The organism is Desulfovibrio gilichinskyi, from assembly GCF_900177375.1.
Classification (GTDB): domain Bacteria; phylum Desulfobacterota; class Desulfovibrionia; order Desulfovibrionales; family Desulfovibrionaceae; genus Maridesulfovibrio; species Maridesulfovibrio gilichinskyi.
This window is the reverse complement of the sequence record NZ_FWZU01000002.1, coordinates 694,052-709,057: the sequence shown is the minus strand read 5'-3', so window position 1 is coordinate 709,057 and position 15,006 is coordinate 694,052. Positions and strand designations below refer to the sequence as shown.

At 41.9% G+C, this 15,006-nt stretch carries 11 protein-coding genes; 6 read left to right on the top strand and 5 right to left on the bottom strand.

The genetic code is table 11. The annotated features are described in order from the left end of the window. Position 1: 1 nt before the first annotated feature. From B9N78_RS08205 to B9N78_RS08190, 4 genes are read right to left on the bottom strand one after another with little or no spacing between them, the layout of a single operon-like run. Positions 2-2,839: a tetratricopeptide repeat protein gene (locus B9N78_RS08205; RefSeq protein ID WP_085101046.1), complete on the bottom strand. Its 2,838-nt coding sequence runs from the start codon at positions 2,837-2,839 to the stop codon at positions 2-4. Further along, the gene (locus tag B9N78_RS08200; RefSeq protein WP_085101043.1) at positions 2,836-4,956 is read right to left on the bottom strand and encodes a polysaccharide deacetylase family protein; all 2,121 of its coding nucleotides are present in this window, start codon (positions 4,954-4,956) and stop codon (positions 2,836-2,838) included. The genes B9N78_RS08205 and B9N78_RS08200 overlap by 4 nt, the downstream gene beginning before the upstream one ends. Beyond that, complete coding sequence (locus tag B9N78_RS08195) at positions 4,904-5,824, bottom strand: glycoside hydrolase family 191 protein (RefSeq protein ID WP_085101040.1); 921 nt, start codon at positions 5,822-5,824, stop codon at positions 4,904-4,906. The genes B9N78_RS08200 and B9N78_RS08195 overlap by 53 nt, the downstream gene beginning before the upstream one ends. Then, complete coding sequence (locus tag B9N78_RS08190) at positions 5,743-6,303, bottom strand: CsgG/HfaB family protein (protein WP_085101321.1); 561 nt, start codon at positions 6,301-6,303, stop codon at positions 5,743-5,745. Before B9N78_RS08190 ends, B9N78_RS08195 begins: the two co-directional genes overlap by 82 nt. A gap of 426 nt (positions 6,304-6,729) precedes the next feature. On the opposite strand from B9N78_RS08190, the gene B9N78_RS08185 reads away from it, so the two are divergent. After that, positions 6,730-7,710 carry an MJ1477/TM1410 family putative glycoside hydrolase gene (locus tag B9N78_RS08185; RefSeq protein WP_170921394.1) on the top strand — a complete coding sequence of 327 codons (981 nt, stop codon included), beginning with the start codon at positions 6,730-6,732 and terminating at the stop codon, positions 7,708-7,710. A 6-nt stretch (positions 7,711-7,716) separates the two neighbouring features. Here B9N78_RS08185 and B9N78_RS08180 read toward each other — a convergent pair whose 3' ends face one another. Next, positions 7,717-9,453: an HD family phosphohydrolase gene (locus B9N78_RS08180; RefSeq protein WP_085101038.1), complete on the bottom strand. Its 1,737-nt coding sequence runs from the start codon at positions 9,451-9,453 to the stop codon at positions 7,717-7,719. A gap of 482 nt (positions 9,454-9,935) precedes the next feature. Between B9N78_RS08180 and B9N78_RS08175 the strand changes: the two genes are divergently transcribed. The 5 genes from B9N78_RS08175 to B9N78_RS08155 all read left to right on the top strand — a co-directional run bounded on the left by B9N78_RS08175 (position 9,936) and on the right by B9N78_RS08155 (position 14,971). Beyond that, positions 9,936-10,739 carry a phosphatidate cytidylyltransferase gene (locus tag B9N78_RS08175; protein ID WP_085101035.1) on the top strand — a complete coding sequence of 268 codons (804 nt, stop codon included), beginning with the start codon at positions 9,936-9,938 and terminating at the stop codon, positions 10,737-10,739. 48 nt (positions 10,740-10,787) lie between these two features. After that, positions 10,788-11,990, top strand: a complete 1,203-nt coding sequence (locus B9N78_RS08170) for a 1-deoxy-D-xylulose-5-phosphate reductoisomerase (RefSeq protein WP_085101033.1) — start codon at positions 10,788-10,790, stop codon at positions 11,988-11,990. 8 nt (positions 11,991-11,998) lie between these two features. Further along, a complete protein-coding gene (gene rseP / locus B9N78_RS08165; protein ID WP_085101030.1) occupies positions 11,999-13,063 on the top strand; it encodes an RIP metalloprotease RseP in 1,065 nt (354 codons plus the stop codon). After that, entirely contained in the window at positions 13,064-13,873 is an 810-nt protein-coding gene (gene tsaB / locus B9N78_RS08160) for a tRNA (adenosine(37)-N6)-threonylcarbamoyltransferase complex dimerization subunit type 1 TsaB (RefSeq protein ID WP_085101027.1), read from the top strand. A 213-nt stretch (positions 13,874-14,086) separates the two neighbouring features. Continuing rightward, positions 14,087-14,971, top strand: a complete 885-nt coding sequence (locus B9N78_RS08155) for a flagellin N-terminal helical domain-containing protein (protein ID WP_085101024.1) — start codon at positions 14,087-14,089, stop codon at positions 14,969-14,971. Positions 14,972-15,006 lie beyond the last annotated feature (35 nt).

Genomic DNA, 15,006 nt, shown 5'->3' with positions numbered 1-15,006 from the left:
ATTATTCCTTCCCAATGACCTTGTCAGCCTGGCTGAAAATTGATTTCTCATTAATGCCCTGCCGCTTCAAAATTCTTTTTGCCGCTTTAAACTCTCTCAGGGCTTCACCTTCACGGCCCGTCTGCATATAAACTTCCCCAAGCTGGAATCTGGCATCCGCATCATCCGGTACAATTCTGCTGTATGCTCTGAAATTAGCAGCAGCCTTTTTATACTCATTCCGCTGAGCATAAATCATAGCTATCCCTTTTAAAGCAGTCTGATTCTTTTTATCCACCTTGAGGGCAGATTCAAACAAAGAAAAAGCATCATCTGCGTGATTATTAAAAAGGGCCTCGGCTCCAAGGCGGGCCATGAAGACACCATCGTTACCATACTCAAGGCCGAGCTTTTTATAAATTTCAGAAGCATCCTGCCTGCGTCCAGCCTGATCGTAAGCGGAAGCAAGCAAAAAGCCTTCAAACCTCGGCAGAATTTTTAAAGTCACGTACGGTTCAAGAATCTCAAGAGCTTTCTGCGGATTTTTATCATCAAGATACGCTCTGGCCAGCTCTATTTTTTCCACCTGCGGAAGTACTCCCTGCGCATTAAGTTCTTGCAGCAAGATAATCCGCTTATCGTTCATCCCTGCAAAGCCGTAATTGCGCGCAAGTTCCAGCTTCAAGTCAGTATCGCCACTTTTAAATGACAAAGCTCTTTCGTAATACCTGACAGCATCGGTATACTCGGCAGCGTCAGAATAACCTTTTGCCGCCTGCAGTGCCAAAGAGAAACTATCCGGTTGTTCATCAGACATTTCTCCGAAAAGCTTCGCTGAAACCTTGGGACGATTTGTCCATCCTGCAAGCCTTGCTAAATTTGCTCGTACTTTCTTATCGCTGGAATTCAGTGAATAAATCTGCTCATAGAGTCTATATGCTTCTTCAGTAAGCCCTGACTGATCTGCAAATTCTGCCCACTGCATGAGCATTTCATATGTTTCACCCTGCCTGCCTGCAAAACTGGCTATAAGCTGTGCAGCCTTTTTCGTATCTCCGGCAGCAGCCCATACTCCTGCGGCGAGCATTGCAACCTGTTCATCAGAAGGCCGCAGTTTTACGGCAACCGTCGCTGCGTCTCTAAAAATTTTGCTATCTGCAGTATAAGAAGCAACCTGCATAAGTTTCATAACGGTTTCTTTATCACCGCTTGTCAAAACAGCCGCCTTCTTGAAATAAGGATAACCATCAACCGGAGAGTTAAGCCAAAGCATTATTTCTCCGGCTTGCGACAGAACTTTTAAATTATCAGGTAAAACTTTAACAGCGTATTCCGCGGCCTGTTTTGCAGTTTTAAGACTTTGAGTTTCAGAAGCAGCCAGCAGCATTCCGATAACATCTTTTTCCTGCCCTTCTTTACTTACAACCTGACGATACAGCTGATAAGATTTTTCAGGATTACCGGCATTTAACCAAGCTTCAGCACCTTGACGCATAAGGGAACTGTCATCAGGTGCAAAACGCAAAACCAAATCGACGGTGTCGGCAACAAGCTTGGCATCCCCTGTTGCTCCGGCTGCGTCCAGCAGTCTGACAAAGTCATCCAGCTGACCATCCGGCCCCTCAGCCACGACCCGCAACAAGGCATATGCATCGCGCGGACGATTGAGAGCAAGAAAAAGTTCCGCTTTAGTCCTTTGGTACTCTGGATCAGTAATATCGAGATGCTCTGTTTCAGCAACAACTTTTTCCATAAGCTGAGGATCAGAGCTATATAAGGCTGCCCGTAGCATGCTGTGAGCATACGTTATTAACTTACTGAACTTCTGAGCCAAATCTCTAAAAATCGCGACAGCCTGACTGAATTTACCCTCATCAATATACATATTTCCGAGGTCTTCGCGGTGCTTTGTATTATCAGGTTCAAGACGCACTAATTTTTGCAATGACAATTCAGCGAGATCATTTCGTTTTAAACTCTGCGCCAGCCATGACATTTCAGTCAGCAGCGCAATATTATCAGGTTTAAGTTTATAAAGTTGTTCTGCCAGATCTAAAGCGGCAGCATTTTGCTGCGACCACCCAAGGACTTTAACAAGTTGAATACGACTTTCTATTCCATTGCCTGTTTTTTTATCCATGTAAGAAGCAAATGCTGCGGCTTCTTCAACTCGTCCAACCTGAACATAATATTCACATGCATATGTAACATAATCTAAGTAGTTGATTTTTTCACTATTTTCCAAATCTACTCGGTACTGCTCTCCTACGATATAAATATGCCTTATGAGGTAATCAAGATAAGGATCATCTTTTTTAGCATCATATTCTTTTGCAATACGGGAAACTTCAAGGTTTATTCCTGTCTTAAAAGCATCTGAAATTTCTTCAGCTGTCTGTAAATTATTTAGCTTTATAATCGCCGAAACTTCTTTATGCACCAAGTTATAAAAACGATAATACATAACCATTTTTTCTAACGGCTTTTCCCTTTTAGGGCTTAACAGTGCAATGCGTTCCCATGTTTGCAAAGCATCAAGTGGCATAACATTCCACTCGTAACACTTAACAAGCTTTTCAAGGATAGAGATATCCTCAGGTTCAAAATCAAGGATACGCTTTAAACTTGCGATAGCCTTCTCCGGCATACCGCGAAGAAGATAAACATCCGCCCCCAAATCAAGCAGTTGCAGATCGTCCGGATTTTCATCCAGAAGTGTCGAAATTATATCGGTAGCCTTCGCAATATCACCGTTTTTAAGATACAGCGGAACCATATCCTTCGGGAAAGGGTAGATAAGATAGGTGGCTCCGACAAATACGAGCACAAATAAAAGTATTCGCCATAACTTGATGTTCAAATCAGCGAAATCTCCAACGGTCCAGACGTTACATCCTGTAAAAGAACCTCTCCCCTGTTGCTGCTGGTCACTTCCATTGCAGAGAAATTATTACCGACAATCTTAAATTTATGATCAGGTTTCAGACCGGCAACGACAATTTTACCTTTATTAAAACATTCAAAAATAAATCTTACGCCCCGCTCTGAACGCTTAAAATCTTTTATCCAACCTGAGCCGCTTTTAATATACGCAACCCCGTCATTAACTTTAATATTTGAGGATAAGACAAGTTCAGCCTTGCCGGTTCCGGGGTTCAAATGCACAAAAATACCTTCCGGTTCTATGTCATAGCCGATAATATTTTTACAATTTGCTAAGTCAGGGACTTTATCAGCCCCGTCCAGCCGGAGCGAAAGGCAATCATCATAATCTGATATAACGAAATGATCGGCATCAATAATATCTATTTTACCGGATAAATACCCGTTAACCATTTTGATGTAGGCAGAGGCGTAAACCTTGGCGCAGTTCTGAGATACAACCCAATCATAAACGTCTTCCAAGGCTTTGAGCGAAGCAAATTTTTCACCGCTGTAAAAATGGTAATAAATATCGATCGGCATGACTCTACGCGGTGTCCCTGTCCGCTTCATGGTTTCCACTATATTGCGAAAACCGAAATAAGGTCCGGCCCACAAATTAGTCAGAATATTTTCATTTGCCTGTCCGGTATAAATCTGGCTTTGTTCACCAAGAGGCTTGTAAAGCGGAGATACTCCAAAATAGGAATTGTGGCTGGCATCAAAAATAGTATCACCGCCATTTAAATTCAGCAGTCCGGCCTTCTTGACAATTTCAGCCTGACTACCTACCGGATCGCACATTCCGGACCAGAAGAGAGTTTTGCAGGGATGATCAGGCGGAGTTAAATCAGTAGAAATATATTTGCATGAATCAACAATTTCATATGTAGCATTAAACTTATAACCGGCTTTCTCGTATTGCCCCACAACAAATTCATCTTTATACTCGGGTGACTCTCTAAGTTTTTTATTCCAGGCAAAAGGGTGAGTATACGAGTGTGATGCAGGCTCGATATTTTTCATTTCAAACAAAGTCCGTGCAAGAAGCACGTTAGCAGGGCTTCCTTTTACATCCGGATCAATTTCTCCGGCAATTACCGATGCAGAATTAGGGAAATCATAACGGGAAAAAATGCGTTCCATCAAGATTTCTGCGCAATTTTTATTTTTATCTATTTCAGTATAACCGGCAAAACCGTCACCATCTATATGAGCAAAAGCTACTCTTAATCCATTAAGCGTTGTCGGAGTGAGAGCCGGTATCCCTTTCAAATTCAAAGATTGCTGTAAAAAATCAAAAGGATTGAGATACCACTGCTCAATAAAAGTTACAGGATCCTGCCACCGCATATAACCATCAAGCGCAATTCCTCCCTTCGGCCCGGCAGCAACTGCAACACCTGAAGAATTTGGATTATCTTTAATTTTTACTGTTACCCACGGCTTAACATGGTCATCAACGGCGATAATCTGAGCATATCTAGGTGGAAACAAAGGAAGATTGCGCTCAAAGTTCATCTCTTTTGGGTCGATATTATCGTATACAAGGCGAACACTGTTATTTGTTGCGTTACCCTGCCATGAAAAACCTAAATTCGAATAAACTCGTTTAACCAGAGCAGGATCTACCGCGTCATTATTAAGATTCTGACGGGCTCCGAAACTGCCTGCAATAATGACTTTCCGGCCGTTTTCCTGTTGGTTGATAAGCCATTTCAGATAGTCTTCCGGTTTTTCCATAAACTCATCAGCAAATGTTGTAAAAATCCCAATGCACTGCTCCATCTGCTTTGCATCAGGAAGAGGCCGTTTATTTACATCACGCACTTCATATAAAATCCCCAAATAATTTAGCGGCATGGCAAACCCTTCTACAAAAAGGTTTCCCTGAGCATTTTGCTTTTCGGCACTGTTATAGAGGACCATGACTTTACGCTTCAGTTGCGCTCCGTAGCTCATTGGAACTGCGGTAGAAAAAGAAAGAATAAAAATAATAAAACTAAGGAGCAGGCGCATAGGTATTAACCTGATGGAGTTCTGGAGTGCTGACATACGGAACAAACCCCTGTTTTCGTGAAAATTTATAAGCTTTGTCAATTTCCTGCTTATCATCCGGCAAAGCATAATCCAAACTGAGAACCACAAGATTACGATTTTTTTTAATGGCTGACTGCGCTTTGGTAATTAGAAATTCACGATCCTGATCAGAGACATCACTCCTGATTCCGGTAGCAATATCCATAGAACTGCTGAGACCTTCGATTAACAGATAATCAATATACGGAGCAGTTCTCTGAATAATTTCAAATCCACGATTCTGACAGAGAAACAACTTCGGGTAATGATTTCTAATGTCTTTAATCAACTCAACACAGCTTCGTTCAGTACCTTTATATGTGTCAGGGTCCTGCCTCTGCATATCAATCGGAGAATCAAGAGTATCGAAAAAAAGTCCGTCATATCCACTCTTAAGCGCATCTGGAATTATCTGTTCAAAGAGCATCTTCTTCCACTCGGGACGGCGGATATCAACCACCCAAGAATCCCAGTTTTCATTATATCTGACCAGCAATCCAAGCTTTGCGGCCTGCGCGTAATAAGGACTGTCCGTATGCACTTCACCAAGACTGACATAAACGAGACATTTAACTCTGCGTTTACGCAGCTGTTCCGGCTTTTGGCCGCCAGCATCTAAAACAGCAAGGTCAAACCGGGCTAAATCTTCAGTCTTATCCTGCTGTCCATAATAACAGCACCATGTCGACACTTCATTTTTGCTTTTTCCAAATGCAAAAGTGCTGCTAAGCAGTGAAAATGAAATTAGAGCCACTGTAAAAACTATTGAGCAGGAACAGCGGTCATTGAAGCAACCATTTCTGCCAAAGCTTCCTGAGCCACGCTGTTTAAAGATTCTGTACATCCGAAAAAGCAACCTCCACTTTTAGATACAGATGAAGCCCAAAGGACTTTTCCGGAAGAAACATCAATCATTCTCAAATTGATTCCGACAGTCGGGCTTTGATTTACGCCGCGCTTGTACTGATATTCAGAAACGGAGCCGTAAATAATTGTATCAACGCCGAGACTTACTCCGACCTTCTGGGCCACAGCATCTTCCATGACAAATTCCAGATCATCGTTGTCTCCCTTTACTCGTTTGAGCATTTCAGTCGATTCCATCAGCTGAAACTTAGTGGAAGAATAAAGCTCGGTTGCGAGCAAGTCGCCGACCATACGTCCGGCATTAGGTGTGGTTGTTAAATTAACTAAAGGAAGAACTGCGGCATGGCGGGCTTCACTGGCAATACCTTGAGGCTGCGTATATCCTTGCATGTAAGAACCGGAACATCCTGCAAGAATTATGACCAAAAAAAACACTGGAAATAAACACTTTTTCACTTTACCCCTCCTGACTCCATGTCAAATGTTAAGTATTTAGAACCTCTAATGAGATTAAAATATGTTATAAAGCTAACTTACAATTTAATTATAAATTATCCCCCAAACAACTTTGAATACATGATAACTGTTACGGTTTAACAACATATAACAATTTATGAAACATTGCTTTACACATACCTGCTAGTCACCGAATCAAAAAAGCCACTTTAACAACGGCATAATCAGCATGTAATCACATCGCCAAAAGTCTATGAGACACCTTTACAGTAAGCATAATCCGTTATGATTATATTGAAAAGAAATTTTAAAAATTTTAAGCTAGTTACTGACAAACAGAGAACTTACTTCTATTTCCTCCAGTGAAATGATATATTTTCGTTTAAGAACCAATTATAAATTCATCCCAAACTCAGGAATCCTTATATGTACTACACTAACATATTGAAATTTAAATATTTATTTTTGATAACAATATCTTTTATCATGTTTTCGTGTTCCACGAAACTGCCCGAAATCACCCAGAAAACTCAACCGGCTGAAACAACTCACAGAATTAAAAAAAAGATTTCAAGCTGGTGCTTCTGGCTTCAAAGCCCATCGATTGCTATGCTGGCTGAATCTCCATACGAATTAGTCGTTATGGATTACTCAGCAGATGGAACTGACAACAAAAGATTTACTGCTGAAGATGTTTCTGTTCTGCACAAATTCGACAAAACAGTTCTCTGCTATTTTTCCATCGGTGAAGCGGAAAAATACAGATTCTACTGGAAAAAAGAATGGAATGATAATCCTCCGAACTTTCTGGGTCCGGAAAATCCTGACTGGCCTGAAAATTACAAAGTACGCTACTGGCGTGAGGACTGGTGGGAAACAGGACTGCGCCCATATTTAGACCGCATTTTGGAGGCTGGCTTTGACGGTGTTTATCTAGATATTATTGATGCATACTGGTTCTGGCATGAACAGGGAGTTGATGTAAAAGCAACCGCAGATGATATGGTTAAGCTGGTAAAAAGAATTGCTGATTACTGCCGCGCAAAATCTGGTAAAAGTTTTATTATCTGCCCGCAGAACGGTCTTGGAATCATTGCTGACTGCTCCCCTGTTTATCGTGATTTATATTTCAAAACAATAAACATGGTCGGACTGGAAAGCCTGCTGGAAAATGTTTTCAGCAAAGAAGATCAGAACTATCGCTTGCAATTGGCAAAGGAGCTTTCTGAGTCTGGAATAGCCATTTTTGATATTGAATACATCAAAGAGTCGCAATATACTGATTATTTGAAAAAGATTAACAAACTGACTTTTCCGGTCATACCTTACGCGTCAACACCGGATGCGGCGCTCGATAAACTGACAGATTTCTATAAATATCAGAAAGGAGAAAAAAACACTCAGTGATCAGGCTTAATCCTCTTCAAACTGTGATGGATCAAGCTCAGCCTTTGCATATTCCATATACAGACCTGAATCTAGAAATAGTCCGTAAATATCGGGGTCAATATGGTTATCCTTCTCCATAAAACCGAGAATTTTAATGGCTTGCGCAATCTTCATGGGTTTCTTATACGGCCTGTCTTTAGCGGTAAGAGCTTCAAAGATGTCAGCGACAGCCATGATTCGTGCCTGCAATGAAAGATCTTCAGCAGTCAAACCTTTCGGATAGCCGGAGCCGTCAAGTTTTTCATGATGTGCGGCGGCGTACTCCGGAACGTGTGAAAGTCTTTTGGGGAAAGGAAGTCTCGAAAGCATCTCAAGCGTAATTGCCGCATGGCTTTCTATAATTTTGCGTTCACGATCAGTCAATGTTCCCTTGCGAATACACAGATTTGTGACCTCATCATCGCTTAGCCAATTGAAAGTCTCGCCTCCGCTCTCATAAGTGCGTGTGGCAATTTCGCGGACCCTTTCAATCCGGTCGTCGGTCATAAACTCCTTAGGAATATTACAGGAAGCGATAAATATTCTGTCATTTTCAATCTGTTCAAGTTCAACTGCATATTTTACTTCAATAGCGTGAATTAAATCAGGATCGGGCTGATCTGACAAAACCTTAACGATTTCTCCGAGTTTCCTGTTTTTAACAATCTCAGCAATTAATCTGAACCGGTTATCAACAAGTTCTGACCGGTCATAAATCGTTTCAAGCTTAGTTGATTTATCGACTACATGTTCCGGAATAGAAATTTTACCTACATCGTGCATCCATGCTGCAAGCTTCAACTCTTCAAGCTCATCTGCGGAAAATTGTATATCTGCCAACTTACCTTCAGTTGTTTTGTTAACAGCGTCAGCAATCATCATGGTCAAAGTCACAACCCGTTCAATGTGACCGTTGGTATAAGTTGATTTTGCATCAATCGCCGCGGCAATACTCTGGATAACAGAATAGAGCAGATCTTTAAGGCCCTGGATCAGCTGGACATTAGTCAGGGCAATCGCCGCTTGCGACGCAAGTGACCCGACAATATCAACGACATCTGTCGAAAATTCGACAACGTCACCATTCTCATCAAGCGCATTAAGAAGCTGAAGTACACCGATTATATCCTGCTCATGATTTTTAAGAGCCAGAACAAGCATAGATTTTGAACGGTAACCTGTGGTTTCATCATACTTTCTAGGGCCGGTAAAATCAAAGCCTTCAGCTTCATAAACGTCTGCAATATTGACTGTTTCTCCAGTCAGAGCGCAATAGGCGGATACGTGAGATTTATTTGGAATATTGTCTGGAGTATAAAGAGGGACAGGAGGCAGCGATGTTTCTTTAGTACTGGCTCCACCTATACGCACATTCATAGAGTCATTTTGAATAATGGAAAATTCCAGTTTTCGAGCTTCTTTGTTTACAATATAAAGAGTGCCTGCGTCTGCTTTTGTCAGAACACGCGCTTCATCAACAATCATCTCCAAGAGATGTTCGAGCCGAGTTTCTCCTGAAAGAGCCAGACCGATCTCCGTAAGTCTGTCCACAAGATCCATCTGTTCACCAAACATCTGGGAAACAGTTGAAAGAATAGGACTCGTAAGATCTTTCAATGCCTTCCGGCATTGGACACACTCAGTATCTTTTATCATACCTCTTAAAAGTTTCTCAATTGCGGCAGCACCGGTACTATTTATTTTTGCAATCTTTTTTTTCATAACTCCCCCGAGTTCACATCAACCAGTATAATAAGAATTTGCAATTCTACCTTTTTTATTAAAATATACTGCTATACTATAGAAAAATACAAGAGTATAATTAAGATATCACAATAATTACAGGATTGAACAGCTTAATCTAATTATGATAAAGAACACCTTCTTTAAATAATTCAAAGAAGCAGTATAGTCTTATATTCACAACTCAAGATATCAGATTATTTACCATTAACGGCTGTAGACTTGGATCAAGTTATGATCTAACTAATCATAAAAAAGAAGGGTCTACGGGTTGCCCGATAACTATTAATGAATTATAATTATGCAGTTTTTTACAAAACAAACCTAAATTAAACCAGAAACCACTGACTGATTTTGTTTTGAAATATTAAAATCTAGTTAGAAGAAAATATAATATAAAAAAAAATACAAATGTAATATTTCCTGATTGAATTAATTGGAAATTTTATTAGAGGATTTTCATGACCTTAAGCTCCTTGCAACAACGGATTATAACCTCGGTACTTCTTGTCTTAGCCCTTTTCTCAGCACTGTATTTAGGAGGATATATCCTTATCGGTGCAGTTACACTTTTCGCCGCTGTTGCTCTCAATGAATTTTATTCCATGTTCTGGAAAGACAAATCACACTATATAGCTAAATTACTCGGCGTAATTTCAGGAATTGCAATAGTTTTAACAGCGTCTTTATCTTCACCTACACGGGTTATAATTTTACTCCTCGCCCTGTTTTGGGTTTATAATTTCAAATTCCTTTTTTCTTATAGTGCAAATCCCGACACCGCTTCATATAAAAATTCCCTGATTCTTTTTTCCGGACTGATTTATATTCCTTTATCTCTTCAGTTTTTAACATCCATGACCAGTTGGGAAATATTATTTGTTCTCCTTTCATCGTCTGCATCTGATACTGCCGCATTTTATGCCGGAACATATTTCGGAAAAAAGAAAATATGGCCACGCATCAGCCCGAAAAAATCATGGGCAGGATCAATCGGTGGATTTATTGCCTGTATTGTCTGTTGCACAGTTTATGGAAGAGCGTTAGGCAACGCACCTGTTCTTTACTGGGCAGTGCTTGCCGCTTCTTTAAATATAGCCTCTCAAATGGGAGACTTTTTTGAATCCGCACTGAAACGGAAACTCGACGTTAAAGATTCGGGAAAAATTCTACCGGGACATGGCGGAGTTTTAGACAGAATAGACAGTCTTGTCCTTGCGCTTCCAGTGTATATTCTGGCAAGACAGATACACGCCTTTTTCTAAACAGAGCTTAAAAATTTTCAGCTCACAAAACACGACGGAATTTTAATTTTGAAAACATACATATCTCCTTGGCCTGCTACTGCAAAACTGCCCGCTTTCCCTAGAACAATTTCTATTCTGGGCTGCACTGGATCAATCGGCACAAGCACACTGAAAGTAATTGAGCAGCACCCTGATCTTTTTAAAATAACAGCTCTTGCAGGCGGCAGAAACGCTAAACTTTTAGCGCAGCAGGCAATCAAGCACCGCCCTGCATACCTTGCAGTCCTTACAGACAAAATAGCTGAAGAATTAAAACAGTTGCTCCCCGCAGACTACAAACCTGAAATTCTCACAGGACCCGAAGCATATGTCACATTAGCTTCACTTGATGAAGTCGATGTTGTTCTTTCTTCTATTGTAGGTGCAGCCGGATTCGAGCCGACTCTTGCCGCAGCGAAAAAAGGCAAAATGATTGCTTTGGCTAATAAAGAATCACTGGTTCTTGGCGGGCACATTATCAGGGCCACCTGTCATGCAACAGGCGCGACGATTTTACCAGTCGATTCAGAACACAACGCGTTGTTTCAGGGTCTTGCAGGTCATAACGGATCGGACGTAAGCAGACTTATTCTTACAGCTTCCGGCGGCCCTTTCCGCGGTAAAAGTAAAGAATTTCTTAAAAATGTTACCCGCGAACAAGCCCTCAACCATCCCAACTGGGATATGGGAGCAAAGATCAGCATAGACTCCGCAACCCTTATGAACAAAGGACTTGAGGTTATTGAAGCTTGTCATTTATACGGGCTGCCGCCTGAACAGATTGATGTAGTTGTGCACCCTCAAAGTATTATTCATTCACTTGTTGAATACGTTGACGGTTCACAGCTCGGACATCTGGGTCTTCCTAACATGCAGATTCCGATTGCATACAGCATCTGCTTCCCGAAGGTAGTTCCTCTTGATTTGAAATCTTTGAACCTTGCAGAAATAGGGACTCTGACTTTTGAAAAACCTGACCTTGAGGTTTTCCCCTGTTTGAAATTGGCATTTGAAGCTTTCTCCGCAGGACAAAGCCACCCTATCGTATTGAACGCGGCCAATGAAGTGGCTGTTGATCTCTTTTTGCACGAAAAAATCGGATTCACTGACATCCCCTCAATAATAGACTCAGCACTGGAACAGCATACATCCTGCGACGTAAGTGAAGCAGGAGCTGTTCTGGAACTTGACGTCAAAACCAGACGCGATGTTATGAATTCTATCGCTTAAGGCAAAACATGACATGGATATTTTATTTCATACTGGTTCTCGGCGGTTTAATCTTCTTTCATGAGTTAGGTCATTTTGCCGTCGCCCGTTTGCTCGGAATCGGAGTAAAAACCTTTTCACTCGGCTTCGGCCCGAAACTTGCCGGATTTTCAATCGGAAAAACAGAGTACAAATTATCACTGATTCCTCTCGGAGGTTATGTAAGCCTTGCCGGAGAGGAACGAAATATGGACAAGGACTCAGAGTTCAGTTCCGGACAACTATTCATGAACCGCCCACCGTGGCACAGAATGCTTGTTGTTGCAGCAGGACCTGTTTTCAACTTTATTCTGGCATGGATAATCTTCTGGGGAATAATTCTGACTAATGGTCAGATGGGGATGACGCCAGAAGTGGGTAATCTGCAACCTGACGGACCGGCTCTTCAGGCCGGAATTCAAACTGGTGACAATGTAATTTCCATAAACGGGAAAAAAATTGTGTTCTGGAGTGATCTTGCTGAAACCATTCAAACCAGTAAAACAGATTCCCTTGATTTTATAATATCCAGAAACGGTGAACAGAAAAATATTATAATTACTCCGCAAGTTCAGGAACTTAAAAATCTTTTCGGTGAAACAATCCGAGTCCCTGTTGTTGGAATTGTCGCTTCCGGCAATACTAAAACTGTTAAGCTTAGCGGAATATCCGGCGCAAAAGCGGCGGTTATACAGACGTGGGTTGTAACAAAACTGATCTGCACAAGTATTGTTAAAATGGTTGAAAGAGTCGTGCCGATGGATTCAATCGGCGGGCCGATCATGATAGCGCAAGCCATTAAACAACAGTCTGAACGCGGATTACTTGAACTGCTTCAGTTTACCGCCTTCATCAGCATAAACCTGGGGTTGCTTAACTTACTGCCGATTCCAGTGCTTGACGGTGGACACCTGCTATTCTTCGGACTGGAAACTGTTTTACGCAGACCGCTGAGTGAAAAACTTCAGAGCGCGGCAACCCGTGTCGGCCTGCTCTTCCTGTTTTCCCTGATGGCTTTTGCTATCTTTAACGATTTAGTCCGAACGTTTAAATAAATGAGTCTACTTTCAAATAATAAAATGGACCTTTTACTGGCCCTCGACGGCACAGAAGAAGCTCTTCAGATAATTCTTGCCAAACGCGAAGAAACTGAGGAAAAGTTCTCACTTCTCGACGCAAGAACTCTAATTGTCCCCGGTAAATCAGCTTTTTTCATGGTTCCGGCCATTAAAAACAGCTTGGACCTTTTCGGCTTTACAGCAAAAGAGATTACCCATCTGGCCTGCATCGCAGGCCCGGGCAGTTTCACTGGGCTGCGGCTGACTTTTTCTGCGGCGGCAGGAATTATTTCCGGTAACAACGCACTGATTGCCGGACTGGGATACCTTCCGTTGCTTGCTGCCGGCCCTGCTGAGTTCACAGACGCTCCAATCTGGGTTGTAACTCATTCACGCAGACTGAAGGTTTATATTCAAGGATTCGAGCCTTTAGCCGAAGGGGGAAGTGTTCCAAAAGAACTTACTCCGGTCCTTCCGGTGTCTGTAGAAGAAGCGGCTTCGATAATTAAATCTTTTAACCATGAAAAAGCTGTCATTCTGGGAAGCGGATTACTGAAAAACAAGTCTTTTTTTGACGAATTTTTAGCAGCCAATCCTCAACTTAAAAAACTTCCTGAAAGATTCAACACTCCGGCAGTTCGCGATATCCTTTCCGGTGCTGATTTGGCAGAATTCAGTAATAAAATGCCCTTCCCTCTGTACCTTAGAGGATCTGATGCTGAAGATAATCTTGAAGCTATCACTAAAAAATTAGGCATCTCTTTAGAAGTTGCCCGCAAGATGTTAAAGGATATTTCACCAGTTTAACATCGTCTTAAATATGCTTTTTACAAAAAGGATTTCCAATGGATATTGGAGATCCTTTTTTTGTTTTTTAAACTAAAAAAACAAAAACAACTCTAAAGAAATCATAAGAACAACCGATCAGAATTGCACGGAAGGACCAGATAGCTTTGTGAACCTTAAGTTCCAGAGCAATGTTTTTGGCAAGGACGCCAATATCACTTCATGGAGGAAAACATGGCTTTAGTAATTAACCACAATTTGATGGCAATGAATGCGAATCGAAATCTTTCGAAGTCGTACAACAGCCTTGCAGTTTCGACTCGTCGCCTGTCTTCAGGTCTTCGTGTCGGAACAGCGGCGGATGATGCTGCAGGTCTCGCAATTCGCGAACTCATGCGCTCAGACGTCAAATCTCTTAACCAGGGTATTCGTAACGCTAACGATGCAATTTCCATGATCCAGACAGCTGACGGCGCACTCGGCGTCATCGATGAAAAGCTTATCAGGATGAAGGAACTTGCAACACAGGCCGCAACTGGTACCTACAACTCTGACCAGCGTCTGATCATCGATTCAGAATATCAGGCAATGGCATCAGAAATCACTCGAATTGCTAACGCAACTGACTTTAACGGCATTCACCTGCTTAACGGAAACCTGTCAGGAGCAAATTCTGCGCACAACGGTAACGGTATCACATCTACTGGTCCGGTTAAGGTTCACTTTGGTACCGGTAACGATTCTGCAGAAGATTATTACTACGTTTCCATTAACAATTCGACAGCTTCTTCGCTCGGAGTTGGACTTGCAGCTAACAACTCAATATCCACTCAGGCACTTGCACAGGCTTCTCTGGATAAGCTGAATAACGCAATCATATCCAAGGATAAGATTCGTGCTAACCTCGGAGCTATGCAGAACAGGTTGGAAAACACCATTACCAACCTGTCCGTGCAGGCTGAAAATGTTCAGGCTGCGGAATCCCGCATCTCTGATGTTGATGTAGCAACCGAAATGACTGAGTTCACCAAGAATCAGATTCTGACTCAGTCGGCTGTTGCAATGCTGTCACAGGCGAACAGTATGCCAAGAATGGCTATGAATCTGATCGGTGGTTAATTTCACCGTATAGCTAACGCACTGAGCTAAAAGTC